The 26,800-nt window shown below is 71.9% G+C and carries 23 protein-coding genes and 1 pseudogene; 12 read left to right on the top strand and 12 right to left on the bottom strand.

Annotated elements, in window-relative coordinates:
- Positions 1–3: 3 nt before the first annotated feature.
- Complete coding sequence (locus BJ965_RS26065) at positions 4–1,065, bottom strand: M4 family metallopeptidase (protein ID WP_184911305.1); 1,062 nt, start codon at positions 1,063–1,065, stop codon at positions 4–6.
- A 333-nt stretch (positions 1,066–1,398) separates the two neighbouring features.
- Between BJ965_RS26065 and leuA the strand changes: the two genes are divergently transcribed.
- The 5 genes from leuA (at position 1,399) to BJ965_RS26090 (ending at position 8,223) form a co-directional block, all read left to right on the top strand.
- Positions 1,399–3,120, top strand: coding sequence for a 2-isopropylmalate synthase (gene leuA, locus BJ965_RS26070; protein WP_184911307.1), 1,722 nt, complete (start codon positions 1,399–1,401; stop codon positions 3,118–3,120).
- Between the two features lie 211 nt (positions 3,121–3,331).
- Entirely contained in the window at positions 3,332–4,030 is a 699-nt protein-coding gene (locus BJ965_RS26075) for a tellurite resistance TerB family protein (protein WP_184911309.1), read from the top strand.
- A 152-nt stretch (positions 4,031–4,182) separates the two neighbouring features.
- The gene (locus BJ965_RS26080) at positions 4,183–6,276 is read left to right on the top strand and encodes an MMPL family transporter (protein WP_184911311.1); all 2,094 of its coding nucleotides are present in this window, start codon (positions 4,183–4,185) and stop codon (positions 6,274–6,276) included.
- A 46-nt stretch (positions 6,277–6,322) separates the two neighbouring features.
- Complete coding sequence (locus BJ965_RS26085) at positions 6,323–7,564, top strand: sensor histidine kinase (RefSeq protein ID WP_184911313.1); 1,242 nt, start codon at positions 6,323–6,325, stop codon at positions 7,562–7,564.
- On the top strand, positions 7,561–8,223 hold the full coding sequence (locus BJ965_RS26090) for a response regulator transcription factor (RefSeq protein ID WP_184911315.1): 663 nt from the start codon (positions 7,561–7,563) through the stop codon (positions 8,221–8,223). The genes BJ965_RS26085 and BJ965_RS26090 overlap by 4 nt, the downstream gene beginning before the upstream one ends.
- Before the next feature lie 21 nt (positions 8,224–8,244).
- Here BJ965_RS26090 and BJ965_RS26095 read toward each other — a convergent pair whose 3' ends face one another.
- The 5 genes from BJ965_RS26095 to BJ965_RS26115 are packed head-to-tail and all read right to left on the bottom strand — an operon-like array spanning position 8,245 to position 14,778.
- Entirely contained in the window at positions 8,245–9,177 is a 933-nt protein-coding gene (locus BJ965_RS26095) for a dihydrodipicolinate synthase family protein (RefSeq protein WP_184911317.1), read from the bottom strand.
- Positions 9,174–10,193 (bottom strand): oligopeptide/dipeptide ABC transporter ATP-binding protein, encoded by a 1,020-nt coding sequence (locus BJ965_RS26100; protein ID WP_184911319.1) that lies wholly within the window; start codon positions 10,191–10,193, stop codon positions 9,174–9,176. The genes BJ965_RS26095 and BJ965_RS26100 overlap by 4 nt, the downstream gene beginning before the upstream one ends.
- A 22-nt stretch (positions 10,194–10,215) precedes the next feature.
- The gene (locus tag BJ965_RS26105) at positions 10,216–12,186 is read right to left on the bottom strand and encodes a dipeptide/oligopeptide/nickel ABC transporter permease/ATP-binding protein (protein WP_184911321.1); all 1,971 of its coding nucleotides are present in this window, start codon (positions 12,184–12,186) and stop codon (positions 10,216–10,218) included.
- On the bottom strand, positions 12,183–13,145 hold the full coding sequence (locus tag BJ965_RS26110; protein ID WP_184911323.1) for an ABC transporter permease: 963 nt from the start codon (positions 13,143–13,145) through the stop codon (positions 12,183–12,185). The genes BJ965_RS26105 and BJ965_RS26110 overlap by 4 nt, the downstream gene beginning before the upstream one ends.
- Positions 13,146–13,149: 4 nt before the next feature.
- Entirely contained in the window at positions 13,150–14,778 is a 1,629-nt protein-coding gene (locus tag BJ965_RS26115) for an ABC transporter substrate-binding protein (RefSeq protein WP_184911325.1), read from the bottom strand.
- A gap of 245 nt (positions 14,779–15,023) precedes the next feature.
- On the opposite strand from BJ965_RS26115, the pseudogene BJ965_RS26120 reads away from it, so the two are divergent.
- The 3 genes and pseudogenes from BJ965_RS26120 to BJ965_RS26130 all read left to right on the top strand — a co-directional run.
- A pseudogene (locus BJ965_RS26120) lies at positions 15,024–15,577 on the top strand (FadR/GntR family transcriptional regulator); the annotation flags it as partial.
- Positions 15,578–15,656: 79 nt separating this feature from the next.
- The gene (locus tag BJ965_RS26125) at positions 15,657–16,094 is read left to right on the top strand and encodes a phosphatase domain-containing protein (protein ID WP_184911326.1); all 438 of its coding nucleotides are present in this window, start codon (positions 15,657–15,659) and stop codon (positions 16,092–16,094) included.
- Between the two features lie 96 nt (positions 16,095–16,190).
- On the top strand, positions 16,191–17,354 hold the full coding sequence (locus BJ965_RS26130; RefSeq protein ID WP_184911328.1) for an abortive phage infection protein: 1,164 nt from the start codon (positions 16,191–16,193) through the stop codon (positions 17,352–17,354).
- Here BJ965_RS26130 and BJ965_RS26135 read toward each other — a convergent pair.
- Both BJ965_RS26135 and BJ965_RS26140 read right to left on the bottom strand, forming a co-directional pair.
- The gene (locus tag BJ965_RS26135; protein WP_184911330.1) at positions 17,342–18,817 is read right to left on the bottom strand and encodes an alpha/beta hydrolase; all 1,476 of its coding nucleotides are present in this window, start codon (positions 18,815–18,817) and stop codon (positions 17,342–17,344) included. The two genes, BJ965_RS26130 and BJ965_RS26135, sit on opposite strands and share 13 nt — an antisense overlap.
- A gap of 289 nt (positions 18,818–19,106) precedes the next feature.
- Positions 19,107–19,535, bottom strand: a complete 429-nt coding sequence (locus tag BJ965_RS26140; protein WP_184917550.1) for a GNAT family N-acetyltransferase — start codon at positions 19,533–19,535, stop codon at positions 19,107–19,109.
- A gap of 522 nt (positions 19,536–20,057) precedes the next feature.
- Here BJ965_RS26140 and BJ965_RS26145 point away from each other — a divergent pair.
- The 4 genes from BJ965_RS26145 (at position 20,058) to BJ965_RS26160 (ending at position 23,423) form a co-directional block, all read left to right on the top strand.
- Positions 20,058–20,273 carry a hypothetical protein gene (locus BJ965_RS26145; protein ID WP_184911332.1) on the top strand — a complete coding sequence of 72 codons (216 nt, stop codon included), beginning with the start codon at positions 20,058–20,060 and terminating at the stop codon, positions 20,271–20,273.
- A gap of 26 nt (positions 20,274–20,299) precedes the next feature.
- On the top strand, positions 20,300–21,046 hold the full coding sequence (recO, locus tag BJ965_RS26150) for a DNA repair protein RecO (RefSeq protein ID WP_030836523.1): 747 nt from the start codon (positions 20,300–20,302) through the stop codon (positions 21,044–21,046).
- 57 nt (positions 21,047–21,103) lie between these two features.
- Complete coding sequence (locus BJ965_RS26155) at positions 21,104–21,937, top strand: isoprenyl transferase (protein WP_184911334.1); 834 nt, start codon at positions 21,104–21,106, stop codon at positions 21,935–21,937.
- 97 nt (positions 21,938–22,034) lie between these two features.
- On the top strand, positions 22,035–23,423 hold the full coding sequence (locus BJ965_RS26160) for an MFS transporter (protein ID WP_184911336.1): 1,389 nt from the start codon (positions 22,035–22,037) through the stop codon (positions 23,421–23,423).
- A 96-nt stretch (positions 23,424–23,519) separates the two neighbouring features.
- On the opposite strand, the gene BJ965_RS26165 is transcribed toward BJ965_RS26160, so the two are convergent.
- From BJ965_RS26165 to BJ965_RS26180, 4 genes are read right to left on the bottom strand one after another with little or no spacing between them, the layout of a single operon-like run.
- Positions 23,520–23,939 (bottom strand): Fur family transcriptional regulator, encoded by a 420-nt coding sequence (locus BJ965_RS26165; RefSeq protein ID WP_030836532.1) that lies wholly within the window; start codon positions 23,937–23,939, stop codon positions 23,520–23,522.
- A 58-nt stretch (positions 23,940–23,997) separates the two neighbouring features.
- Complete coding sequence (locus BJ965_RS26170) at positions 23,998–24,900, bottom strand: metal ABC transporter permease (protein WP_184911338.1); 903 nt, start codon at positions 24,898–24,900, stop codon at positions 23,998–24,000.
- Complete coding sequence (locus BJ965_RS26175; RefSeq protein WP_184911340.1) at positions 24,900–25,667, bottom strand: metal ABC transporter ATP-binding protein; 768 nt, start codon at positions 25,665–25,667, stop codon at positions 24,900–24,902. The genes BJ965_RS26170 and BJ965_RS26175 overlap by 1 nt, the downstream gene beginning before the upstream one ends.
- A 20-nt stretch (positions 25,668–25,687) precedes the next feature.
- A complete protein-coding gene (locus BJ965_RS26180) occupies positions 25,688–26,653 on the bottom strand; it encodes a metal ABC transporter substrate-binding protein (protein ID WP_184911342.1) in 966 nt (321 codons plus the stop codon).
- Positions 26,654–26,800 lie beyond the last annotated feature (147 nt).

Genomic DNA, 26,800 nt, shown 5'->3' on the forward strand with positions numbered 1-26,800 from the left:
GAACTACAGGGTCCGCACCCCGACCTGCTCCCAGGCCTTCGACACGGCGTCCAGTTCCTCCCCGTCGCCGAAGCGCTCCCGGGCGGCCTTCACGGTGAGGGTCGCGAAGTCGGCGAACATCGCCTGCTGCTCCAGTTCGCCGCCGGTCAGGACGTCGTACCAGACCTGTCCGGCCCGCTCCCAGGCGTGGCCGCCGAGGGCCGTGGCCGCGAGGTAGAAGGCGTGGTTCGGGATGCCCGAGTTGATGTGGACGCCGCCGTTGTCGCGGCCGGTGCGCACGAAGTCGTCCATCGTCGCCGGCTGCGGGTCCTTGCCGAGGACGTCGTCGTCGTACGCCGTGCCCGGCTTCTTCATGGAGCGCAGCGCCGTGCCGGTCACGCGCGGGGCGAGCAGGCCCGCTCCGATCAGCCAGTCGGCCTCGGCGGCGGTCTGGCCGAGCGTGTACTGCTTGATCAGGGCGCCGAAGACATCCGACAGGGACTCGTTGAGCGCGCCGGGCTGGCCGAAGTAGGTGAGGTTGGCCGTGTACTGGGTGACGCCGTGCGCGAGTTCGTGGCCGATGACGTCGATCGGGATGGTGAAGTCGAGGAAGATCTCCCCGTCCCCGTCGCCGAACACCATCTGCTCGCCGTTCCAGAAGGCGTTGTTGTAGTCGCGGTCGTAGTGCACCGTCGCGTTCAGCGGGAGGCCGTTCCCGTCGATCGAGTCGCGTCGGTAGGCCTGGAGGAACAGCTCGAAGGTGGCGCCGAGGCCGGCGTAGGCGCGGTTGACGGTGGCGTCCTTGCCGGGCTTGTCGCCCTCGCCGCGGACCTTGTGGCCGGGCAGGTCGGTGCCGTGCCGGGCGTCGTGGACGGTGCGCTGCGGCTTGCCGTCGGCGGCCGCGGCGACGGCGGTGGCGCCGATGACCGTGGTGAGGCGGCGCTGGGTGCGCTCGTAGGCGTCGCGCTGGAGGGTGCGGCGGGCGGGACCGGCGAGCGAGGGGTCCTCGGCCTGGGCGAGCTTGTCGAGGACATGGGGCGGAACGATGGTGCAGAAGACGGGCTCGAAGCCCCCGTGAGTCGTCATGCCCGGCACCCTTGCACTGCGTGACGAAACTGTCACTAGTCGCCACCATGATTGGTGAAATACCGGGACAACGCCCCTCACGCTCCGTGATGAGTGCTATGGCGAAGTGGTATAGCGCACTTTTTGTCCCGTATGCGCCCCGGGTCCCGCATACTGATACGACCCCACGCGCCGGGAGGGGCTCGGCTAGCATGCTGCGCATCATGCGTTTCGGGCTGCTTCTCCTTAGCTGCCGCGGCGAGGGCCTGTAGTCGAGGCCGACTCCCTCCCCGCGGAGCTTGGTGCTGCGTCGTCGGCCGTCCTTCCGGACACCCTCTGAGGAGCCCCCGCATCATGGCGAACCGCCAGCAGCCCAGTTCCATGCCGATCCACAAGTACGGCCGCTACGAGCAGGTCGACATCCCGGACCGCACCTGGCCGGAGCAGCGCATCACCACCGCCCCCCGCTGGCTCTCCACCGACCTGCGCGACGGCAACCAGGCCCTGATCGACCCCATGTCGCCCGCCCGCAAGCGCGCCATGTTCGACCTGCTGGTGAAGATGGGCTACAAGGAGATCGAGGTCGGCTTCCCGGCGTCGGGCCAGACGGACTTCGACTTCGTACGGTCGATCATCGAAGAGCCCGGGGCCATCCCCGACGACGTCACCATCTCCGTACTGACCCAGGCCCGCGAGGACCTGATCGAGCGCACCGTGGAGTCCCTGAAGGGCGCCAAGCGCGCGACCGTCCACCTGTACAACGCCACGGCCCCGGTCTTCCGCCGGGTCGTCTTCCGCGGCTCCAGGGACGACATCAAGCAGATCGCCGTCGACGGCACCCGGCTGGTCATCGAGTACGCCGAGAAGCTGCTGGGCCCGGAGACCGAATTCGGCTACCAGTACAGCCCCGAGATCTTCACCGACACCGAGCTGGACTTCGCGTTGGAGGTCTGCGAGGCGGTCATGGACGTCTGGCAGCCCGGCCCGGGCCGCGAGATCATCCTGAACCTGCCGGCCACCGTGGAGCGCTCCACGCCCTCCACGCATGCCGACCGCTTCGAGTGGATGGGCCGCAACCTCTCCCGCCGCGAGCACGTCTGCCTGTCGATCCACCCCCACAACGACCGCGGCACCGCCGTCGCCGCCGCCGAGCTGGCCCTGATGGCCGGCGCCGACCGCGTCGAGGGCTGTCTGTTCGGGCAGGGCGAGCGCACCGGCAACGTCGACCTGGTCACCCTGGGCATGAACCTGTTCTCCCAGGGCGTCGACCCGCAGATCGACTTCTCCGACATCGACGAGATCCGTCGCACGTGGGAGTACTGCAACCAGATGGAGGTCCACCCGCGCCACCCGTACGTGGGCGACCTGGTCTACACGTCCTTCTCCGGCTCCCACCAGGACGCCATCAAGAAGGGCTTCGACGCCATGGAGGCCGACGCGGCCGCCAAGGGCGTCACCGTCGACGACATCGAGTGGGCCGTCCCCTACCTGCCGATCGACCCCAAGGACGTCGGCCGCTCCTACGAGGCGGTCATCCGGGTCAACTCGCAGTCCGGCAAGGGCGGTATCGCCTACGTCCTGAAGAACGACCACAGCCTGGACCTGCCGCGCCGTATGCAGGTCGAGTTCTCCAAGGTCATCCAGGCCAAGACCGACGCCGAGGGCGGCGAGGTCACGCCGAAGGACATCTGGGCGGTCTTCCAGGACGAGTACCTGCCGAACCCCGAGAACCCCTGGGGCCGCATCCAGGTGCGCAACGGCCAGTCGACGACCGACACCGACGGCGTGGACACGCTGAAGGTGGAGGCCACGGTCGACGGTCAGGACACCGTCCTGACCGGTACGGGCAACGGTCCGATCTCGGCCTTCTTCGACGCCCTGCAGTCCGTCGGCATCGACGTACGCCTGCTGGACTACCAGGAGCACACGATGAGCGAGGGCGCCTCCGCCCAGGCCGCCTCGTACATCGAATGCGCCATCGACGGCAAGGTCCTGTGGGGCATCGGGATCGACGCCAACACCACCCGGGCCTCGCTGAAGGCGGTCGTCTCGGCCGTCAACCGCGCGGCTCGCTGACCAGCCGTACGGGTTCGCGGCCGCAGGCCGCTCACCGGTGTCACCGGGGCTCCGTCCGCCGATGTACGGCGGGTGGAGCCCCGTCGTATACCGGCCATTTGCTGTGGAGGTCACGGAAAGGTCTCCTCCGGGGTGCTGACTCCTCGTCTCTGATGTGGCTAACATCACGCAAGCGCGGCGACGTTGCCGTGCGGCGTGACGGAGGTGCGACGTGCTGCCAGGACGGGGACGAAACGGCCATGCCGCCAGGCTTTCTCGCGTCCTGGGCACCCGGACCGCGTGGACGGCCTCCGGTGACGGGGAGTTCTTCTGCCCCGGCTGCGGCGGCGACCGCAACTACCAGCGGCTGACCGGACAGCGCCGCTTCACCCTGCTCGGCCTTCCCGTGCTGCCGCGCGGCGAGACCGGACCGGTCGTGGAGTGCGCCGCCTGCCGCCGCCACTTCGGCACGGACGTCCTCGACCATCCGACCACCACCCGCTTCTCCGCGATGCTCCGCGACGCCGTGCACACGGTCGCCCTCGCGGTGCTGGCCGCGGGCGGCGCCGGGTCCCGGTCGGCCCTGGAGGCCGCCGTGCTCGCCGTGCGCGCCGCCGGCTTCGACGACTGCACCGAGGAACAGCTGGCCGCCCTCGTCGAGGCCCTGGAGGCCGACACCGGCCGGATCGCCGGCGAACCCTGCGGCGCGGGGCTGGCCATAGAGCTCCACGAGGCCCTGGACCCCCTCGCCCCGCACCTCGCCACCGCCGGCCGCGAATCGATCCTGCTCCAGGGCGCCCGCATCGCTCTGGCGGACGGGCCGTACACCCCGGCCGAGCGGGACGTGCTGGCGACGGTGGGCGCGGCGCTCACGATCTGCACCGACGACGTGACCCGCCTGCTGGCCGCGGCGGCCCGCACACCCTCGTAGGACCCGCCTCCGCGTTACTCCCCGGGGAGTAACGCCCGGCCCGGACCGCCCCCCGCAGTACCCCTCGACTCGACCTCAGGCCCGACGAACCGGCCCCCGTCCGGCGGGAGTCTGGAGACCGATCCAGACACCGACCGGAGGGAGCCGGACCCATGGGGGCCGTAAGGACGCGTACCGGGCGGAAGCGGGCCGTGCCCTGGGTGGTGGTCGGGCTGTGGCTCGCCGCGCTCGTGCTGGTCGGGCCGCTCGCCGGCAAGTTCGCCGACATCCAGCAGAACCGCGCGGTCGACTACCTGCCCGACAGCGCCGACTCGACCCAGGTGGCGCGCATCCAGGACGAGTTGCCGGGCGGCGAGTCGACCGACCTGGTGCTCGTCTACCACCGGGACGACGAACTCACCGACGCCGACCGGCGCACCGCCGACCGGCAGATCACCGAGGTGAGCGGCGCCTACGACCTGGCGGGGCAGCCGCGGGGCATCCCGTCGAAGGACGGCTCCACCCTGATGTACCCGGTCTCCAGCACCCAGCCCGGCCAGGACGAGGAGGCCCGGGACGCCTTCGTCGACGGGGTGCGCGACATCGTCGAGGGCGGCGGCGGACTGAGCGCCGAGGTCGGCGGGCCCGGCGCGCTCAACACCGACATGAACAAGGTGTTCGGGACGCTCGACGCCACCTTGCTGCTCGCCACGCTCGGCGTCGTCACCGTGCTGCTCGTCCTCATCTACCGCAGCCCCTTCCTGTGGCTGGTGCCGCTCGCCGTGGCGGGCGTCGCCGCCGCCGTGTCGATGGCCGCCGGGTACGGGCTGCACGAACTGTTCGACGTCACCGTCACCGGCCAGAGCGGCGGCGTGATGACCGTGCTGGTCCTCGGCGCCGGCACCGACTACGCGCTGCTGATCGTCTCCCGCTATCGCGAGGAACTACGGCGTCACGAGCGGCCGTACGACGCCATGAGCGCCGCCCTGCGCGGCTGCGGGCCGGCCGTCCTCGCCTCCTCGGGTACCGTCGCGGCCGGGCTGCTGTGCCTGCTCGCCGCCGACCTCAACAGCAGCAGGGGCATGGGGCCGGTCGGCATGGTCGGGGTGCTCGCCGCGCTGGTCGCCATGACGACCCTGCTGCCGGCGGTCCTGGTGCTGCTGGGGCGGCGGGTCTTCTGGCCGCTGATCCCCGCGTTCGGCAGCGAGCCGAAGGCCCGGCGGTCGCTGTTCGCCGCGATGGGTACCTCGGCCACCCGGCGGCCCGCCACCGTGCTCGTCGGCGGGGCCGCGCTGCTCGGCGCCCTCGCGCTCGGCACGCTGAACCTGTCCGGAAGCCTGAAGCAGGAGGACTCCTTCACCGAGCGGCCCGAGTCCATCACGGCGATGGGGACGCTCGCCCAGGAGTACCCCGAGCGCAGCAGCCGCCCCGTGACGGTCATCGCCCCCGACGAGCGGGCCGCAGCGGTCGCCGACCGGGCCCGGACGACCGAGGGCGTCGCCGAGGTGACCCCCGGGCGCAGCGGCTCGGGCTGGACCGAGATCGCCGTGTTCACCACCGCGGCCCCCGAGACCCCGGCCGAGACCCGGACCATCGAGGCGCTGCGGGCCGGGCTCGACCCCGCGGGCGCGTACGTCGGCGGGCCCAGTGCCCAGCAGATCGACCTGGCCGGCAGCGAGTCGCGGGACCGGAAGGTGATCGTGCCGCTGGTGCTGGCCGCCGTGTTCGTCATCCTGGTCGGGCTGTTGCGCAGTCTCGTCGCGCCGCTGCTGTTGCTGGCGGCGGTGGTGGCGGTCTGGGGCGCCGCGCTCGGGATCGGCGGGCTGGTGTTCGAGCCGGTGTTCGGGTTCGCCGGGACCGATCCGGGGCTCGGGCTGCTGTCCTTCGTGTTCCTGGTCGCCCTCGGCGTCGACTACGGCATCTTCCTGATGCACCGGATGCGGGAGGAGTCCGTGCGCGGGGCCGAACCGGAGGCGGCTGCGCTCACCGCGCTGCGGACGACCGGCGGGGTCATCGCCTCGGCGGGGGTGGTGCTGGCGGCGACCTTCGCGGTGCTGACCACGCTGCCGATGGTCGGGCTGGTGGAGCTCGGGTTCGTCATCGCCGCAGGGGTGTTGCTGGACACGTTCCTGGTGCGTACGTACCTGGTGACGACGGCGAGTGTGCTGCTGAAGCGGCGGATGTGGTGGCCCGGGAGGCTCTCCCGGGCGCCGGAGCGGGCCGCTCCGCCGCGGGAGCGGAAGCCCGTGGCCGCAGACGCCCGCTGACCGAGGGCGCCCCTCCCCTCCCGGAGGGGCGCCTTCCTGGCCGAGGATGAGGACCGTGCAGGCACCCACCACCCCGCAGACGACCTGGTCGCGGCCCGCGGAGCGGATCATGGCCGCGATCAACCGCGACCCCCTGACCGCCCCGCACGCCTTCCGCAACGACGCGCTGCTCGCCGTCGTCGCCACCGCGCTCGCCATCGCCCTGGCCCTGCTCGTCGGCGACGGACGCCGCCCCGACGCGCTGGGCTGGACGCTGCTGGTCGCCTGCAACGTTCCCATCGCGTGGCGGCGACGGCGGCCGCTGCTCGTGCTGCTCGCGGTCGTGGCGTGCGTCGCCCCGTACCACGCCCTCGACAACACCCACTCCGCGCCGACCCCGGCCACCTACATCGCCCTGTACACCGTCGCGGTGACCGGCCGTCCGCTGCGCACCGTCCTGGTCGGCGCGGGTGTCATCGGCCTCTCGGTCAGCGTGATGCTCACCGTCAGCATGCACGAGGCGCTGGAGGTGCTCCGGATCTCGGGCTGGGTCGTCGCCGTGCTGTTCTGCGGGGTCGACGTGCGCGTCTACCGCCAGTACGTCGCCTCCATCGTGGAACGCGCCGAACGGGCCGAACGCACCCGGGAGGAGGAGGCCCGGCGGCGGGTCGCCGAGGAGCGGCTGCGCATCGCCCGGGACCTGCACGACCTGCTCGCCCACAGCATCACCCTCATCGGCGTGCAGACCTCCGTCGCCGCCCATGTGCTGGCCGCCGACCCGGAGCGGCTCGACCGGGAGACGGTGGCCAAGGCCCTCGACGACATCGCCGAGACCTGCCGCAGCGCCCGCGGCGAACTCCGTACGACCCTGGAGGTGCTGCGCGAGCACGGTCCTCCGGACGTCCGCGGCCCGCTGCCCGGCCTCGACGGTCTGCCCGATCTGGCGGCGGCCGCGCGGCTGGCCGGTGCCCGGGTCGAGCAGACGGTACGCATAGCGCAGGCACCGCCCGCCGTCGGCGCCGCCGCCTACCGGATCGTGCAGGAGGCCCTGACCAACGCGGTACGGCACGCGGGGCCCGAACCGGCCGTCCACGTCGCACTGGACGAGCGGGACGGTGCCCTGCACCTGTCGGTCCGCGACGACGGCACCGGACCGGCCCCGGGCGGCACCCCGGGCTTCGGACTCGTGGGGATGCGCGAGCGGGCCCGCAGCGTCGGTGGCACACTCGACGCCGGACCGCGCACCGGGGGCGGGTTCGAGGTCACCGCGGTCCTGCCGCTGGCCACGACGGGGGAGAGGACCGGATGACCGTACGGGTGCTGCTCGCGGACGACCAGACGCTGGTGCGGGAGGCGTTCGCGCTGCTCGTGGAGTCGGCCCGCGACATGGAGGTCGTCGGCCAGGCAGCCACCGGCAGGCAGGCCGTCGAACTGGCCCGCGGGGTGCGCCCCGACCTCGTGGTGATGGACATCCGCATGCCGGACCTGGACGGCATCGAGGCGACCCGGCTCATCGCCGCCGACGAGGACCTCGCGGGCGTACGGGTGCTCGTCCTCACCACCTACGACACCGACGAGTACATCGTGGAGGCCCTGCGGGCCGGTGCCTCCGGGTTCCTGGTGAAGGACACCCGGCCGGCCGAACTCCTCGACGCCATCCGCACGGTCGCGGCCGGCGAGGCCCTGCTGTCGCCCGGGCCCACGGCACGGCTGATCGATCGGTTCCTGCGCAGTCCCTCGGCACCGGAGACGGGCGGGCCCGAGTGCCTGTCCGGCCGGGAGCGTGAGGTGCTCGCGCTGGTCGGCCGCGGCCTCAACAACACGGAGATCGCCGACGCGCTGGGCCTCAGCCCGCTCACCGCGAAGACCCATGTCAGCCGCATCATGGGCAAGCTGGCGGCCCGGGACCGGGCGCAACTGGTCATCATCGCCTACGAGTCGGGGATGGTGACCCCGGGGAGCGTCTGACGGACGGGCACGGCCCGGCCGCTAGAGCAGACCGGCCGCCGCGAGGTACTTCCCGACCTGCTCCACCTCGCCCGGCGACAGCGGGATCTGCGGCTCCGCCGTCGTCGGGGAGTCGATCACGCCCCGCAGGTGCAGCGCGGTCTTGAAGGCGCCGATCGCCGAGGAGTTCGGGCCCATCCGGGCCGGGTCGCCGACGGTCACCATGCCGAACAGGGCGCACAGCCGCTCCTGTTCGGCCCGGGCCGCCTCCCAGTCCCCGGCACGGCACAGACCGTCCAGGCGGACATAGCCGTGCGGGTCCACGTTGCCGAGGCCCGGCACCGTGCCGTCCGCGCCGATCGCGAGGGCCGCGTCGACGATCAGCTCCGAGCCGGTCAGCACGCTGAAGCCGGTGATGCCCCGGCGGTCCCGGACGCCGGTCACGACCTGGCGGAAGGCGGCCAGGTCGCCGCTGGAGTCCTTGAGCCCGGCCACCACACCGTCGGCGGCCAGCTCCAGCACCACGTCGGCCGGCAGCTTCGTGTGGACGGCGACGGGAAGGTCGTAGGCGATCACCGGGACCGGGCTCGCGGCGGCGACCGCGCGGTAGTGGCGGGCGATCTCCGCGGGGTGGGTGCGGGCGTAGAACGGGGCGGTGACGACGACCGCGTCCGCGCCAGCCGCCGTCACCGCCGCGACATGGTCCAGCACCCGGGGCGTCGTCATGTCGATCGCCCCGGCCAGCACCGGGAGCTGCCCGCCCACATGGCTCGTGACCGACTCGACGACCAGCCTGCGCTGCCGGTCCGGCAGATACGCGGCCTCCGAGGTCGACCCGAGCACGAAGAGGCCGTGCACCCCGCCGGCCACCAGATGGTCGACGAGCCTGGTCAGCGAGGCGACGTCCACCTCGCCGTCCGATGTCAGGGGCGTGCAGACGGGCGGGATGACACCGGTCAGCGGGGTGAGGGTCATGGGGCCTCCATCGGGTCGCGTCGGCGGACGAGCTCGCGGGTCGACTCGTCCTCCCGGACAGGATGGTGGCAGCGGAAGCGGTGCGCGGGCGCCGACGCGGCGGAGAAGCCCGGCATCTCGTCCGCGCACACGCCGTCCGCCTTCCAGCAGCGGGTGCGGAACGGGCAGCCGCTCGGCGGGCGGGTCGCCGACGGCAGCGGACCGGCCAGCGGGATCGGGTCGACCGGGTCGAGCAGGCCCGGCGTGGCGGAGAACAGGGCGCGGGTGTACGGGTGCCGGGCCCGGTCGGTGACCAGGGCGGCCGGGGCCTCCTCCACGATCCGCCCCAGATACATGGTGATCACACGGTCGCTCATCCGCCGTACGGTCTGGATGTCGTGCGAGACGAACACCAGGGCCAGGCCCAGGCGTTCCTTCAGGTCCAGCAGCAGATTGAGGATCTGGGCGCGGACCGACACGTCCAGGGCGCTGGTCGGCTCGTCGGCGACGACCAGGTCCGGCTCCAGCGCCAGGGCCCGGGCGATCGCGACGCGCTGGCGCTGGCCGCCCGACAGCTGGGCCGGCACCGCCCCGGCGAGGGCCCGGGGGAGGCCGACGAGTGACATCAACTCGCGGACCCTCTCCTCCCGTTCGGTCCTCGTGCCCCGGTCGTGCACGTCCAGCGGGTCCCGCAGGGCCTGCCGGACGGTCAGGCGCCGGTTCAGGGCCGTCGACGGGTCCTGGAAGATCATGCCGATGCCGGCGCCGACGGCCCGGCGGCGTTCGGCGGCCGGCATCGCCCACAGGTCCCGGCCCCGGAACGCCACCGTGCCCCGCGTCGGCGGCTGCACCCCGACCAGCACCTTCGCCAGCGTCGACTTCCCGCAGCCGGACTCGCCCACCACGCCGACGGTCTCGCCGGGCGCGATCGCCAGGTCGGCACCGGTCAGGGCGTACACGCGGTCCCGGGTGAAGAGCCCCCCGCTGCGGGCCTTGTGGACGACGTGGGTGCCGGACAGCTCCACCAGGGCGTTCATGTCACGGCCTCCGACAAGGCGTTCATGTCACGGCCTCCGAGGTGACCAGGTCGATCGCGGGATGATGGCAGGCCGCCGTGTGCGTCGGCGTGCCCAGCGGGCCGGGAGGTGTCGTACGGCAGGTCTCGGTGGCGAGCGGGCAACGGTCGGCGAAGCGGCAGCCCGCCGGGAAGTCAGCCGGGGACGGCACGACGCCCTTGATCTGCGTCATCCGCTCGGCCGCCGACTCCAGCGACAGCACACTGCCGAGCAGTCCGCGCGTGTAGTGGTGCGCCGGGGCCTCCACCAGGTCGGCGGTCACGCCCGTCTCCACGATCTGCCCGCCGTACATCACCACCACCCGGTCGGTGACGTCCGCGACCAGCGCCAGGTCGTGCGAGACGAGGATCAGCGCGAAGCCCAGCTCTTCGCGCAGTCGCAGCAGCAGCTCCATGACCTGCGCCTGCACGGTCACATCCAGGGCGGTCGTCGGCTCGTCGGCGACGATCAGCTGCGGGTCGCGGGAGAGGGCCATGGCGATCAGGACGCGCTGGCGCTGTCCGCCGGAGAGTTCGTGCGGATAGCTGCGCAGGGTGCGGCCGGGGTCGAGGCCGACCAGGGTGAGGAGCTCGGCGGGGGTGCGGCGGCCTCCCCGGCGTACGACCTGTTGGAGCTGGGCGCGGATCGTCATCGCGGGGTTGAGGGACGACAGCGCGTCCTGGTAGATCATCGCCATCTCGTGGCCGAGCAGCCTGCGGCGCACGCGCATCGGCTCGGCGAGCAGGTCCCGCTGGTGGAAACGGACCTGGCCGCCGATCCGCGCCCCCTTCGGCTGGAGTCCCATGATCGCCAGGGCGGTGAGCGACTTGCCGCAGCCCGACTCGCCGACCAAGCCCAGCACTTCACCGGGACGCACCTCGAAGCCGATGCCGTCGACGATGTCCACCCCGCCGTGCCGGCCCTCGAAGCCGACGGCGAGGTTCTCGACCGCGAGGACCGGTTGCCGCCCCTGGGGCAGGGGGCGGGCCCGCGCTCGCAGCCGTTGCGCGGCTGCCGCGAGGCCCGGCAGTGGCAGCACCTCGCCGCTGCCCGGCTCCGGGGCCTCCAGCGGGTCGTCGTTCACGCGTACGTCCACCTCCCGCGCCGACGGAACCGCCCACGCGTCGGACACGCCCTCGGACAGGATGTTCAGCGAGAGCACCGTCACCAGCATCAGCAGCCCGGGGAACACCGTCGCCCACCAGCCGCCGGTCAGCACCATGTTCTTGCCGTCCGCGATGACACTGCCCCAGGACGGGTCGGGCGGCCGTACGCCCGCCCCGATGAACGACAGCGACGCCTCGAACACGACCGCCTCGGCGACCTGGACCGTGCAGAACACCAGCACCGGCGCCGCGCAGTTGACCGCCACGTGCCGCAGCACGATGTGGGGGGTCCGCGCGCCGATCACCCGTTCCGCCGTCACATAGTCCTCGCCGTACTGGTCGAGGACGTTGGCCCGGACCACCCGTGCCACCGGCGGCGTGAACAGGAACGCGATCGCGCAGATCAGCACCGTGATCCCGCCGCCGAACACCGCCACCAGCACGGCGGCCAGCGCGATGCCCGGGAACGCCATCACCACGTCCAGACACCGCATCAGCGTCTCGTCGACCGCCTTGCGCGAGGTGGCCGCGACCGCGCCCAGCAGCGCCCCGGCCACCAGGGCCAGCCCGGTGGCACCGAGCCCGATCGCCAGCGACCAGCGCGCCCCGTACATCAGCCGGCTGAGGATGTCCCGGCCGAGGCTGTCCTGACCCATCCAGTGCCCGGCCGACGGATGCCCGGTGCCGTCGGCCGGCGGCTGCTGGTCGAGCGGGTCGTGCGGGGCGAGGAGCGGCGCGAGCAACGCCGTCAGGACGACGACCGCCAGGAAGAAGACGGCGATCTTCGACAGCGGCGGCAGCCTGCGCCAGCCGCGCAGCCGGATGCCGGGCCGGGACAGCTCCGCGGTGAGACTCGTGCGGGTCATCATGGGGCGGCGTCCCTCAGTCGCGGGTTGACCAGCAGGTACAGCACGTCGATGACGAGGTTCACGACGACGAACCCGGCCGCCGTCGTCAGCACGACGCCCTGGACGACGGCCGGATCGCCGTTCTTCACGGCGTCGATCATCAGCTTGCCCATGCCGGGCAGCGAGAAGATCGTCTCGATGACGACCGCGCCGCCCAGCAGATAGCCGACGCGCAGTCCGAGCACGGTGAGCGGGTTGATGAGCGCGTTGCGCAGCACGTTCCGCCCGACGACCACCCGCGGCGGCAGGCCGCTCCCGATCGCCGTGCGCACGTAGTCCTTGTCCAGCTCCTCCACCACGGCCGTCCGCACGATCCGGGTCAGCTGCGCCGCCACCGGCAGCGACAGCGCCAGGGCCGGCAGGGTCATGGTCCTCAGCCAGCCGGTGAAGGAGTCGGCCGGGTTGATGTAGCCGCCGGTCGGGAACCAGCCCAGGTCGACCGCCAGGTACTGGATCATCAGCAGGGCCAGCCAGAAGCCCGGCGCGGCGACCCCGGTCAGCGACACGACCCGGATGATCTGGTCGGGCAGCCGGTCCCGGTGGATCGCCGCGGTCACCCCGCCCACGAGGGACAGCACGACCGCGATGCCCAGGCCGAGGAACGTCAGCTGGAGGGTGAGCGGCAGCGCGGTGGTGACCTGGTCGATCACCGGAGCCCGGGTCAGCGCGCTGGTGCCCAGGTCGCCGTGGAGCAGGGCGGCGACGAAGTCCGCGTAGCGCACCGGCAGCGGATCCAGCAGGCCGTGCTCCTCGCGGAAGTCGTGCAGCTGCTGGGGCGTCGGGTTGGCGCCCTGGAAGAACGCGGACGCCGGGTCGACGTCCGAGAACCGCATCACCAGGAACACGAACAGCACGATCCCGAGCATCAGCGGCACCAGCAGGGCGACACGGCGGAGCAGGATCCGCAGGACGGCCGTCACGGCGCTAGGCCCACTTGGCCTGGAGGAGGTTGATGCCCGGGTACGGCTGTGCCCTTATCCCGCTGAGCCGCGCCGGGTTCCAGGCGGTCATCAGCTCGTTGTGGACGACCGGGTAGAGCACGGCCTGTTCGGCGACGACGTCGAGGTAGTCCTGGACGATCGCCCTCTTCCTCGCCGGGTCGGGCTCCCGGGTGGCCCGGTCCATGTCCTTGAAGAGCTGCTTGGCGACCGGGTCGGCCGCCCAGCGGGTGTACTGCATCCAGAGGTTCTCGGGCCCGTAGTTGTAGTGCATGATCAGGTCGGCGTCGAGGCCGAACTGGTTGGGGTTCGAGGCGGCGGCGACGACCTGGTAGTCCTGCTTCTGGTCCAGCTTCGTGAACACGGCCGTGGTCTCCTGGGGCGACAGGGTCGTCTTCACCCCGATCGCGTCCCAGGACGCCTTGACGGTGGGCAGGCAGTCGACGATCCAGCTGACGTTCACGGCCAAAATCTCGATGCTCAGTCCCTCGACCCCGGCCTCCTTCAGCAGCGCCTTGGCCTTGTCCGGGTCGTGGTCGTAGACGGTCTTCGCCCGGCGGTAGGACGGGTTGGCCTCGTCGAGGAAGGAACTGGACGGCTTGCCGTGGCCCTTGAGCGCGACCTCCACCATCTTCTCGCTGTCGATGGCGTAGTGCAGGGCCTGGCGCACCCGCACGTCGTCGAACGGCTTGCGCTCGGTGTTGAACATCAGGAACAGGTTGTTCATCCCGGCCCCGCCGGCGACCGTCATCCCGCCGCTCTCCAACTGCCCGATGTTGGCGTACGGGATGTTGTCCGCGATCTGCGCGCCCGCGCTCGATCCCGAGATCTTCGCGACACGGGGCGCGGCGTCCACGATCGTCAGCCAGTTCATCTTCCGGAAGGCCGGCTTGCGGGGGCCGTTGTAGCCGTCGAACGCCTCGAAGGTCGTGTTCGACTTCGGATGGTGCGCGGTCTGCCGGTACGGCCCCGAGCCGATCGCCTTGCCCTTGATGGCCTCGTCCCAGGCGCCCGGCCGGGAGAACACGTGCTTAGGCATGATCTTCGCGAGGGTCAGCCGCGAGAGCCCGTCCGGGAACGGGAACTTCAGCACCAGCTCCACGTTCCGCGCGTCGATCTTCCGGACCTCCTTCAGCCAGCTCGCGAAGAAGCCCTTGGCGAGGGTCTGGGTGTCCGGGTCGAGGATCCGCTGGAAGACGAACACCACGTCGTCGGCGGTGACGGGTCTGCCGTCGTGGAACGTCGCACCCGCCCGCAGCGCGAACCTCCACGACGTGCCGTCCGGGTCCTTCGGCACCTCGGTCGCCAAGGCCGCGTACGGCTCACGGGAGATCGGATCCGTGTCCAGCAGGCCCTCGTAGATGTGGTGGTTGGCGGCCATGCAGAACGCGGACGCCGTCTGGGTGGGGTCCCAGCTGCCGTCGTTGCCGTAGCCGATCACCGCGGTGAGGGTCCGGTCCCGGCCGGTCCCCGTACCGGTGTCGTTGGTGGACTCCGGCCCGGACGAACAGGCCGACAGCGACGCGGAGACGACGGCGGCCGCGCCGAGGGCGCCGCTGTACTTCAGGAACGACCGGCGGTGCGGCGCCGGCACGTCGGGGGTCTCGTCGCGCACGGGTCCTCCAGCGAGGTCTGGGGGGGAGGGGAGGGACTGGCAGAGGAGATACGACGTCCTACGTCCTGCGGTCAGCGCGACCATAGGAGGGGGTCTGGGGGCGGTCAAGGGATCGCACACGAATGGCGTATCTGTCAGAGGTCGGGCCAATGGCGCTTCTGGCGAACCTGGTTGACGGCTCGCCAGGGCAGGCCCGGCACCGGGTACCGCAAGAGGCGGGACGTGGGATGTCCGGGGTGCGTACGATGCGGCGCATGTCCGAGGAGCCCAGGACCAGCCGGATACAGCGCCAGGTCGTCCAGCTCATCCTCGACCGCAGACTCACCGCCGGCGCACCGCTGCCCACCGAGGCCGCACTGATGGAGGACCTCGGCGTCAGCCGCAACTCCGTCCGTGAGGCGCTCGAAGCCCTCCAGGCCCTCGACATCGTCGAGGTCAGACACGGCTGCGGCACCTATGTCGGCCGGCCTCCCTCACTCCGCTCGTCGACGGCCTGACCTTCCGCGCCCCGGCCCGCCACGACGACGACACCGCGGCCCTGGCCGAGATCCTCCAAGTGCGAGAGGGGCTGGAGGAGGGCCTGATCCGCCGGGTCGCCGCGACCGCCACCGAGGCGGAACTGGACCGGCTGGAGGACGTGGTGGCCCGCATGGAGTCCGCCCGCGGCACGGGCCGCTCCTCGCCCGAGCTCGACCGCGAGTTCCACGAGGTGCTGTACGCATCCCTGGGCCACGATCTCGTCCCGCAGCTCCTCGCCACGTTCTGGACGGTCCTCCGCCGGGTGTCCGGGGCCCGCGGCCACTTGCGGGTCGGGCGGGAGCCGGGGGGGTGGGGCGAATCCGTCACCGGGAGGGGCGAGGGCGGAGCATGATGAGGGCGTGAGCGAGCTGTGGAGCGAGAGCGACATCGGCGTCCTGCGCCTGCCGTCCGGCCGACTGGTGCGAGGGCGGGGTCTCCGCCACCCGCTGCCCCCCGGCCCGCCCCTGCCGGCCTACGCCCTCTACCTCCTCGGCAAGCAACCCCCCGACGTCCCCTGGAACTCCGCCTGGATCCGCTGGCCCGACTTCCGCCTCCCGGCGGACCGGACGGCCGCCCGTGACCTGCTGACCGGGGCGTGGGAACGGGCCGCCCGGGAGCGGGTGGAGGTCGCCTGCGGCGGAGGACGCGGCCGCACGGGCACGGCGCTGGCCTGCCTGGCGGTGCTGGACGGGGTGCCGGCGCAGGAGGCGGTGGCGTACGTCCGGCGGTACTACGACCGGCGGGCCGTGGAAACACCCTGGCAGCGGCGGTACGTGCGCCGGTTCGGGGAGCGATGAGCCTCTCCTTCGGCACGGCGCCTCATCCCTTGGTCGCACGGCCGTAGACCGACGGCCGACAGCGGGCCCGGTGCCGCGCTCGGCACAGTGGGCCGCATGGCAGAGACCAAGGGAAGCGGGCAGACGAAGGGGATCAGCCGGGCGCAGTTCCTGGCCGGGGCCGCGGCGGTGGGAGCCGCCGGGGTGGCGGGACCGGCGGGGCAGGCCCGGGCGGCACAGGCCCGGCACGGACGGGGACTGCGCCGGCGGGGCGTCGTCTACACCGTCGGGGCGGGGGAGACTCCGGGGACCGCGTGGAGTGCCCGGCGGATGCGGCACGACATCCGGGCCATCCGGGACGACCTGCACGCCGACACCGTCGACGTCACGGGCGACGGCGTCGAACGCCTCACGACGACCGCCGCCGAGGCGGCGGAGCGAGGGCTGCACGTCTGGCTGCAGCCGACCCTCGGGGACGCCCCGCAGCGGGACATCCTGGAGCACATCGCCGAGACCGGCCGGTTCGCGGAGCGGCTGCGGAGGCAGGGCGCGAGTGTCGACTTCAGCGTCGGCTGCGAGTTCTGGCTCTTCGTCCCCGGCATCCTGCCGGGCGAGACGGTGCTGGAGCGCATCGAGAACCTCCGGAACGGCACGGTCGACTGGCCGCGGATGCGGCGGCGCCTCGCCGATTTCACGGTCCGGGCGGCGAAGGTCGGCCGCTCGGTCTTCCGGGGGAACCTCAGCTATGCGGCGGCCCAGAGCATCGACGCCCCGGACTGGAACCTCTTCGACATCGTCGGCATCGACTACTACGCGCACTTCGACAGGCCCTCCGACCACGTCCGCGAGCTGCGGCCGTACCTGAAGTGGGGCAAGCCGCTCGCCATCACCGAGTTCGGCACGTGCGCGTACGTCGGTGCGCCCGAGACCGACGGCATGGGCTGGGACATCGTCGACTACGACAAGGAGCCGCCGGAGATCAAGGGGAACCCGGTCCGCAGCGAGCGCGTCCAGGCCGACTACGTGGGCGGGTTGCTGGACGTCTTCGCGTCGATGGGCCTGTACGCGGCGATGGCCTTCGAGTTCATCAGCGCCGACGCCCCGCACCGCCCGGACGCACCCCGCCTCGACCTCGACATGGCGTCGTACGCCCTCACCAAGGTGATCAGGGACCGCCCGGACGACCCCGCCTCCGGCTGGCACTGGGAGCCGAAGGAGGCGTTCCGCGCGGTGGCCCGCCGATACGGGGCGGCGGGCCACCGCACCTCTCAGTCGCAGTAGAGGTCGCGGGCGGGCCGTACGCCGGTGGCCAGGAAACGGGAGACGGCCCGGTCGCCACAGGCGTTGCCGTTGGCCAGATAGGCGTCGTGGCCGGTGGAGTTCACGGTGACCATGACGGCCCGGTCGCCGAGGGCCCGGCGCAGCTTCCGGGCTCCGGCGAGCGGGGTGGCGACGTCTCGCCGGTTCTGCACGAGCAGGAGGTTGGAGGGGCCGCGGTCGGTGATCCGCACGGCCGGCTCCCTCGGCGCGTACGGCCAGGCCGCGCACACCATCGGCCCGCGCGGCATGCCCGCGGTCAGCGGGTACGCGGCCCGGCTCTCGGCGACGTCCTTCTGGTAGGCGGCGGCCGAGTCGGGCCAGTCGACGTCGTTGCAGATGGTGCCGACACCGACCGCGGTGACGTTCTGCAGGACCGACTCGGGCGGAGTCTCGGGCACGGGCGGCGCGGTGCCCTCGCGGACGGCCCGGATGGTCTTGGCCAGGGCCGGGTAGTCGTCGGGGTCGTAGAGGCTGGACAGCATGGTCTGACGCAGCGCGTTGCCGTCCAGTCGCGGGGGGTTGGCGCCGGGCCAGGGGAGCGGGTCGCGGTCCAGCCGGGCGGCGAGCCGCAGGAAGCCGGACCGTACCTCGGCGGGCGTACGGGCGACCCGGTACGGATTGCCGGGCCGGGAGGCCCACGTGGCGAACTCGGGGAAGTTGTCCTCGACACCGACCTCGAAGGCGGCGAGCCAGTTGCGGGTCACGCGGGTGTGGTCGGGGTCGTCGTTGCTGTCCAGCACGATGCGGTCGGTGCGGTGCGGGAACAACTGGCTGTAGACGGCGCCGACATAGGTGCCGTACGAGACGCCCCACGCGGAGATCTTGTCCTCGCCGAGGGCGGCCCGCAGACGGTCCAGGTCGCGGGCCTCGTTGGCGGTGCTGATGTGCCGGATCAGCTCACCGCCCTTACGGGCACAGGCTCCGGCCGTACGCCGGGCGGTGGCCATGTTCTCGTCGACGGAACCGTCCGGGGCCGGCCAGGGCAGGAGCTTGGTCACGCCGAGGTCGGCGGGGTCGAGTGCGCAGTCGACGGCGGTGGACGGGGCCATCCCGCGCGGCGCGAACCCGACGAGGTCGTAGGCGTTCCGCACGCTCTGCGGCAGCTTCTGCCCCTTGCCGGAGGGGTCGGCGAGACTGTCCCCGCCGGGGCCGCCCGGGATGAGCAGCAGGGCGCCGCGCCGGGCGGACGGTTTCTCACTGGGGATACGGGAGACGGCGATCCGGATCTCCGGGCTGTCCGGGTCGGAGTAGTCCATGGGGACGTCGAGGGTGGCGCACTGCTGTCTGGGGTCGAGACCAGGGCCGCTGCAGTCGGCCCAGTCGAGGAGGTCGGGCCCGGTGGCGGACGCCCCACCGGGCCCGGCAAACCCGAGCACCGCACCGGCGGCGGCGACCAGCGCCACGCATTTCGTGATCCGCTTCATGTCCAGCAGCGTGGCCGCCTTCGACGAGGGATCACATCCGGGTAACTGCCCTATCTCCCAGGGGGGTTACCCCAGGGCCAGGTCTCCGGGGTTACGCCCGCAGTCAGGTCAGGGAAAGCAGCCGGGACTCGCCGCCTTTCACGCGTGGCGGTGGTGATCAGGCTGTCGTGGGGGGGGCGAGTGATCCAGCTCCGTCGAAGTCCGGCGTGCGGTGCCGGTGGGGGCCGACCGGGGAGGTGCTGGTGACGGTCCCGACCTGGGAGAGCTGCCCGTGCCACGCCCATGCACGTCAGGTGTAGCTCATGGTGCCTTCGCCCCTCCGCCCGGCGCGTGGTCGCCGCAGCATGAACACATCGACCGCGTCCTGCGTCTCCACCGTGAACCCCTGGCGCTCGTAGAGCCGGCGGGCCGGGCTGCCCCGGAGGACGTTCAGCCGGACCAGGTCGCCGGAGGTGTCCGTCCCGTGCAGCATCGTCCCGAGGACCGCCGACCCCAGGCCCCGGCCCTGGAGCGCCGGGGTGAGGTAGAAGTGCTCCAGCCAGAGGCAGTCCTCGGACGGGCGCAGGGCGATACTGCCCGCGAAGGTGCCGGCCGACTCGATGATCGACGTGTGCCGCGGGGAGAAGCCGTCCCGCAGGCGCTGTCTGACCCGGTGCTCGTCGTAGCGGCCCAGCCGCTCCAGGTCCGGGCGCATCACCACGGCCCGAAGTTCCGCCATCGCCTCGACATCCGCCGGCCGCGCGGGGCGGATGTCCCATTCCGGTTCCGGGTGGCCCTCTGACGTTCGCACGGCCGGATTGTCTCAACGGCCCGTGACGCCCTCTCGTCCGCGGTCCCCGAAATACGCCACGCGGCGTGCCGCTTTTCGTCGATCGGCTGCCTGCCAACCGATCGAAATTGCCCTCGGTTTGCGACGTCCCGCGCCGAACCCCTTTGTGTCGCCGCGCAGTTGTAGGACACAGACCCCTCCGGAGTTTAGTCGCGGAGCGTCACCACAGGGATGCGAAGAGTGAAACCGCGCAAGAAGGGGGAGCACGGTGGAGGCACGACACTCGGCGCTCTGTGCCGAAGAAGCGGAGGACGCGGTGAAAGAATTGCGGGCAGAACTCGCCAAGGCCGGAATCATCCTGCTCTCACGGGGACTTGACCCGGTGAGTTTTGTGCGGGAAGCGCCCTGCCCGCTCGTCGAATCGGTCCGGCGTTCCCCGGCGAGCGTCCGGCGGCACGCGGCGGTGCGGCGATGAACCCCCCCGTCGGCGCCTACGTCGTGGACACCCGCAGCGGACGCATCGGCATCGTCATGGGGCATGAGGGGCCCTACGTGCAGTTGCGCCCGTACGGGGGCGGCCGGGAGTGGGACGCCGACCCCGGGGCCGTCCGGCACGCCACCCCGGCCGAGCGGCTGCGCGTGGCCACCGCGTACGCCAACGCCCGCAGCAGGGGTGAGGTCCCTTGACGTGACGACCCTGCCAGAATGGCTCCATGAGTCTGTTCCGCGACGACGGCATCGTGCTGCGCACCCAGAAGCTGGGTGAGGCGGACCGGATCATCACGCTGCTCACGCGCGGTCACGGACGGGTACGCGCGGTGGCCCGGGGCGTGCGCCGGACGAAGTCGAAGTTCGGTGCGCGTCTCGAGCCGTTCTCCCATGTCGACGTGCAGTTCTTCGCCAAGGGGAGCGAGCTGATCGGGCGGGGGCTGCCGCTGTGCACCCAGAGCGAGACCATCGCGCCGTACGGCGGCGGGATCGTCACCGACTACGCCCGGTACACGGCCGGGACCGTCATGCTGGAGACCGCCGAGCGGTTCACCGACCATGAGGGGGAGCCGGCCGTGCAGCAGTACCTGCTGCTGGTCGGCGGGCTGCGGACCCTCGCCCGGGGCGAGCACGCACCGCACCTCGTGCTCGACGCGTTCCTGCTCCGCTCCCTCGCCGTCAACGGGTACGCCCCGAGCTTCACCGACTGCGCGAAGTGCGGGATGCCCGGGCCCAACCGGTTCTTCTCGGTCGCCTCGGGCGGATCCGTCTGCGTGGACTGCCGCGTGCCCGGCAGCGTCGTACCCTCGCCCCAGGCCCTGGAACTCCTCGGCGCCCTGCTTACGGGAGACTGGGAGACCGCGGACGCGTGCGAGGCGCGCTACGTCCGGGAGGGCAGCGGGCTGGTGTCCGCGTATCTGCACTGGCACATGGAGCGCGGACTGCGCTCCCTGCGCTACGTCGAGAAGTAGCGCGGCGGCGGAGCAGAGCAGCACAGAAGCAAGCGAGCACGAGGAGACGAGAAACACATGGCCGTACGCGGGATCCTGGGGCGCCAGCGCCGGGAGTACAGGACGCCGGAGCCGCACCCGTCCGGCGCGCGGCCCCCGAAGATCCCCGGGGAGTTCGTACCGCAGCATGTGGCGATCGTCATGGACGGCAACGGCCGCTGGGCCAAGGACCGCGGACTGCCGCGCACCGAAGGGCACAAGGTCGGTGCCGAGCGCGTGCTGGACGTGCTCCAGGGGGCCGTCGAGATGGGCGTCGGCGCCATCTCCCTGTACGCCTTCTCCACCGAGAACTGGAAGCGCTCGCCCGACGAGGTGCGCTTCCTGATGAACTTCAACCGGGACTTCATCCGCAAGACCCGCGACCAGCTCGACGAGCTGGGCATCCGGGTGCGCTGGGTCGGTCGTATGCCCAAGCTGTGGCGCTCGGTCGCCAAGGAGCTCCAGATCGCCCAGGAGCAGACCAAGGACAACGACCGGCTGACCCTGTACTTCTGCATGAACTACGGCGGCCGGGCGGAGATCGCCGACGCGGCCAAGGCCATGGCGGAGGACGTGAAGGCCGGGAGGCTCGACCCCTCCAAGGTCAGCGAGAAGACCTTCGCCAAGTACATGTACTACCCGGACATGCCGGACGTGGACCTGTTCCTGCGGCCCAGCGGCGAGCAGCGCACCTCCAACTACCTGATCTGGCAGAGCGCCTACGCCGAGATGGTCTTCCAGGACGTGCTGTGGCCGGACTTCGACCGGCGTGACCTGTGGCGGGCCTGCCTGGAGTTCGCCTCGCGGGACCGGCGCTTCGGCGGGGCCGTCCCGAACGAGGAGCTGCTGGCCATGGAGGGCGAGCAGCAGTAACACGCCAGGCCCGGCGGCCTCATCCGTCGCAGCCGCCGCTGCGGCCCGACAGGCCCCTCCAGTGGCAGCCGGGCCGCAGCGGCGGTGTCCTGATGGCATGGGTTCCACCGCCGTCGGCGCACCCCGGCGGACCACGAAACAGACCGGGGTCTTCGTCGCGGCCTCGCTGGCCCTGCTCTGCATCCAGCTGGACTTCTTCGCGCTCAACCTGGCCATCCCCGGGATCTCCGACGAGCTGGACACGACCGTCTCCGCGGCCCAGTGGACGCTGTCCGCGTACATGCTCGCCGTCGGCTGCCTGTTCATCGTCGGGGGGCGGCTGGGTGATCTCCTCGGCCGGCGGCCGGTCCTGCTGGCCGGGACCGGGCTGTTCGCCGCCGCCTCCGTCGGCTGCGCCCTCGCGCCGAGCCTCGGGGTGCTCGTCGTGGCCCGGATCGTGCAGGGCGCGGGCGCGGCGCTGATCTTCCCCGTGTCGGTCTCCGTGATCACCAACGCCTTTCCCGAGGAGGCCCGGGCCCGGGCGCTCGGGGCGATGTTCGGCATCGCCAACGTCGGCACCGCCCTCGGACCGTTCGTCGGCGGCGGCTTCACCGACGGGCCGGGCTGGCGGTGGATCTTCTGGCTGCTGGCCCCGCTCAGCGCCCTCTCCCTGCTGATCGCCCTGCGCTGCGTCCCCGACTCGCGGGACGAGAGCGCCCCGCGCCGGATCGACCTGCCGGGCTGTGTGGCCGTGGCGACGAGCCTGGGCGCGCTGACCCTGGCCGTGGAGCGGGGGAGCGCCTGGGGGTGGGACCACGCCCGCACGCTCGCCCTGTTCGGGGTCGCCGTGGTGGCCGGCGGGCTCTTCGTCCTGCGGGAGCGGACCTGCCGGCATCCGCTGGTCGACTTCCGGCTGTTCCGCAACCTCCGCTTCAGCCTCGTCACCGTGATGGGGTCGGTCGCCAACATGGGCTACGCCGTCACCGTGTTCCTCGCCACGCTCCAGTTGCAGCAGGTGCGGGGCCTGTCGGCGATCCTGTCCGGCACGGTCTTCCTCGCTCCGGCCGTGATGGTGGCCTGCTCGGGGCCCATCGGCGCCTGGCTGTCCGGCCGGATGCGCGCCACCAGCGTCATGGCACTGGCCGGGGCCATCGCGGGCACCGGCATGATCGGGCTGAGCTTCGCCCGGTCCTGGTGGGTCTACCTGCCCGTCTTCACCTGGTGCGCGCTCGGGCTGGGCCTCGGCTGGACCTTCGCCAGTGTCGCCACCCAGCAGGTCGTCTCGCCCGCCCGCGCCGGAGAGGCCTCGGGCGTCGTCCTCACCGCCCTGGTCACGCTCGGCGCCATCGGCCTGGCGGCCGTGGCGGCGGCCATCACCTCGCTCACCCCCGAGACCGGCCCGGAGGCCGCCTACGACCTCATCCTGCGCGTGGGCGGCGCCGTGATCCTGGCCTCCACCGCCCTGTCCCTGCTCGTCCGCCGCGGGCTGAGCGCCCGGCTTACGTAGGAGGCTTCCGACCTCAGGGGGCGCGGGGAACTGCGCGAACAACCCCCACGCACCCGCACCCGGCAACGAACCCGCACCCCCACGGCGATCAACCGCTCAACCGCCGGAGGCCCCCGCACAGTCGGCGCACGTGCCGAAGATCTCCACCGTATGAGCCACATTCACATAGCCGTGCTCCGCGGCGATGGACTCGGCCCACTTCTCCACGGCCGGCCCCTCGACCTCGACGGCCTTGCCGCACCCGCGGCACACGAGGTGGTGGTGATGGTCGTCGGTGGAACAACGCCGGTAGACCGACTCGCCGTCGGCCGTGCGCAGGACGTCGACCTCACCGGCGTCGGCGAGGGACTGCAGGGTGCGGTAGACCGTGGTGAGCCCGACCGAGTCGCCCTTGTGCTTGAGCATGTCGTGCAGTTCCTGCGCGCTGCGGAACTCGTCGACCTCCTGCAGGGCCGCCGCCACAGCGGCCCGCTGCTTGGTGGCGCGGCCCTTCACGGACGGTCCAGCGGTCGTCACCGTTGCCTCCCTACGTCTGCCTTGCCCGGGCCATTGTGCCAGCCCGGGGTGGGGGCGGTCAGACGCCGACTTCGTCGGCCGACGCCCGGCTGCCCGGGATCGCGCACTCTGCGGGGTCGGCCGTGCCGTCCGAGGCCGCCGCCGCGCGGGCGCGGCGGCGGGCCAGCGGGACCGCGAGCGCCGTCAGCACGATGAACGCGCCGATGGTCAGCAGCACGATCGTCGCGCCGGGCGGCACGTCCTGGTAGTACGAGGTGACGGTGCCGCCGATCGTCACGCTGACGCCGATGGCGACGGCGATCGCGAAAGTGGCGGCGAAGCTGCGGGAGATCTGCTGGGCGGCCGCCACGGGCACCACCATCAGCGCGCTGACCAGCAGCAGCCCGACCACCCGCATCGCCACCGTCACCGTGACGGCCGCGGTGACGGCCGTCAACAGGTTCAGCACGCGCACCGGCAGGCCCGTCACGCGGGCGAACTCCTCGTCCTGGCTGACCGCGAACAGTTGCCGCCGCAGGCCGAGGGTGACCAGTACGACGAAGGCGGCCAGGACGCAGATCGCGGTGACGTCCGAGTCGGACACCGTCGACAGGGAGCCGAACAGGTACGACGTCAGGTTGGCGTTGGAGCCCGTCGGCGCGAGGTTGATGAACATCACACCGCCGGCCATGCCGCCGTAGAACAGCATCGCGAGGGCGATGTCGCCGCGGGTCTTGCCGTACCAGCGGATCAGTTCCATGAGGACCGCGCCGAGGACGGAGACGAGGGTCGCCATCCACACCGGGGACCAGGTCAGCAGGAAGCCGAGGCCGACGCCGGTCATCGCGACGTGGCCGATGCCGTCGCCCATCAGGGCCTGGCGGCGCTGGACCAGGTAGATGCCGACCGCGGGGGCGGTGATGCCGACCAGGACGGCGGCGAGCAGCGCCCGCTGCATGAAGGCGTAGTCGAGGAAGTCCATCAGCTCAGCAGTCCCGTGCGGATCGGTTCGGCGCCCGCGGGTGCGTGCGGGTGCACGTGGTCGTGGCCGGGCAGGGCGTGCTGTCCGACGGCCTTCGGGGGCGGCCCGTCGTGGACGACGCAGCCGTCGCGCAGGACGACCGCCCGGTCGATCAGGGGTTCCAGGGGGCCCAGTTCGTGCAGCACGAGCAGCACGGTCGTGCCCCGCGAGACCTGCTCGCGCAGCGTGTGCGCGAGGACCTCCTGGCTGGCCAGGTCGACGCCGGCCATCGGCTCGTCCATGATCAGCAGCTCGGGTTCGGAGGCGAGCGCGCGGGCGATGAGGACGCGCTGGTGCTGGCCGCCGGAGAGGGCGTCGACGGAGTCCTTGGCCCGGTCGGCCATGCCGACGAGGTCCAGGGCGCGTCGTACGGCCGCGTGGTCGGCCTTGCGCAGGACGCCGAAGCGGGCCCGGGACAGGCGGCCGGAGGAGACCACCTCGGTCACCGTGGCGGGCACGCCGCCGGCGGCCGTGGTGCGCTGCGGGACGTAGCCCACACGGTGCCAGTCGCGGAACCGCCTGCGGTCCACGCCGAACAGCTCGATGGCGCCGGCGCCGGTCTGCACCTGGCCGATGATGCTGCGCACGGCCGTGGACTTGCCGGAGCCGTTCGCGCCGAGCAGCGCGACGACCTCGCCGCGGTGCAGGGTGAGGTCGATGCCGCGCAGCACGGGGCGCGAGCCCAGGTCCGCGCGGACGCCGCGCAGGGATACGACGGGCTCGGTCATGCCGTCCTCCGATGGGTCGATCACTTGGCTCCCAGGGCCTTCTGCAGGGCCTTGAGGTTGGCTTCCATGACCTGGAAGTAGTCGTCGCCGCGGGACCGGTCGGTGATGCCCTCCAGGGGATCGAGGACGTCCGTCTTCAGGTTCGCGTCCCGGGCGAGGGTCTTCGCGGTCTTGTCGGAGACCAGTGTCTCGTAGAAGACGGTGGTGACGCCGTCGGCCTTGGCCTCCTGCTGGAGCTCCCGCACGCGGGCGGCGCTGGGCTCGCTGTCGGGTTCGACGCCGGAGATGGCCTCCTGGGTGAGGCCGTAGCGCTCGGCGAGATAGCCGAAGGCGGCGTGGTTGGTGAAGAAGACCTTGGACTTGGTGTTCTTCAGGCCGTTCTCGAAGTCGCCGTCGAGGCCCTTCAGCTTGGTGACCAGGGCCGCGGTGTTCTTCTTGTAGTCGGCCGCGTGGTCCGGGTCGGCCTTCTCGAAGGCCTTGCCGACGCCCTGGGCGATCTCGGCGTACTTCACCGGGTCGAGCCAGACGTGCGGGTCGCGGCCGTGCTCCTCCTCCTCGGCGTGGCCCTCCTCCTCGGAGTGTCCTTCCTCACCTTCGTGGCCGTGGCCGCCGGTGCCGTGGTCCTCGAGGGGGGTGAGCGTGGCCGCGTCGATCTTGGTGTTGATGCCGGTCTGGCCGACGGCCTCGTCGACGGCGGGCTGGAGGCCCTTGAGGTAGAGCGCCGCGTCGGCCTCCTCCAGCTGCGCACGCTGCTGGGTGCTGAGCTCCAGGTCGTGCGGCTCCTGGCCGGGCTCGGTCAGGCTGGTGACGTTCGCGTGGGCGCCGCCGATCTGCTCGGCGAGGAAGGCCATCGGGTAGAACGACGCGACGACGTCGAACTTGTCCGTGTTGCCCGTCGCCGCGCTGTCGCTGGAGCAGGCGGTCAGGGCGCCGAGGCCGAGGGCGGAGGCCAGGGCGGCGGGTATGAGGCGTCGTCGTACGTTCATGACACTCATTTTCAACAAATATGGAAACCGTTGTCAACAAACGTCCCGACCGGGGCCTTGAGGGCCTCGGAGGGGGAGCGATTTGATTGAGGGGGCGTCCCCGCCGGTAACCTGAGTCATTCGCTGGAAGCATCTCGCTTCGTCGCC

Source organism: Streptomyces luteogriseus (genome assembly GCF_014205055.1).
Taxonomy (GTDB): Bacteria; Actinomycetota; Actinomycetes; order Streptomycetales; family Streptomycetaceae; genus Streptomyces; species Streptomyces luteogriseus.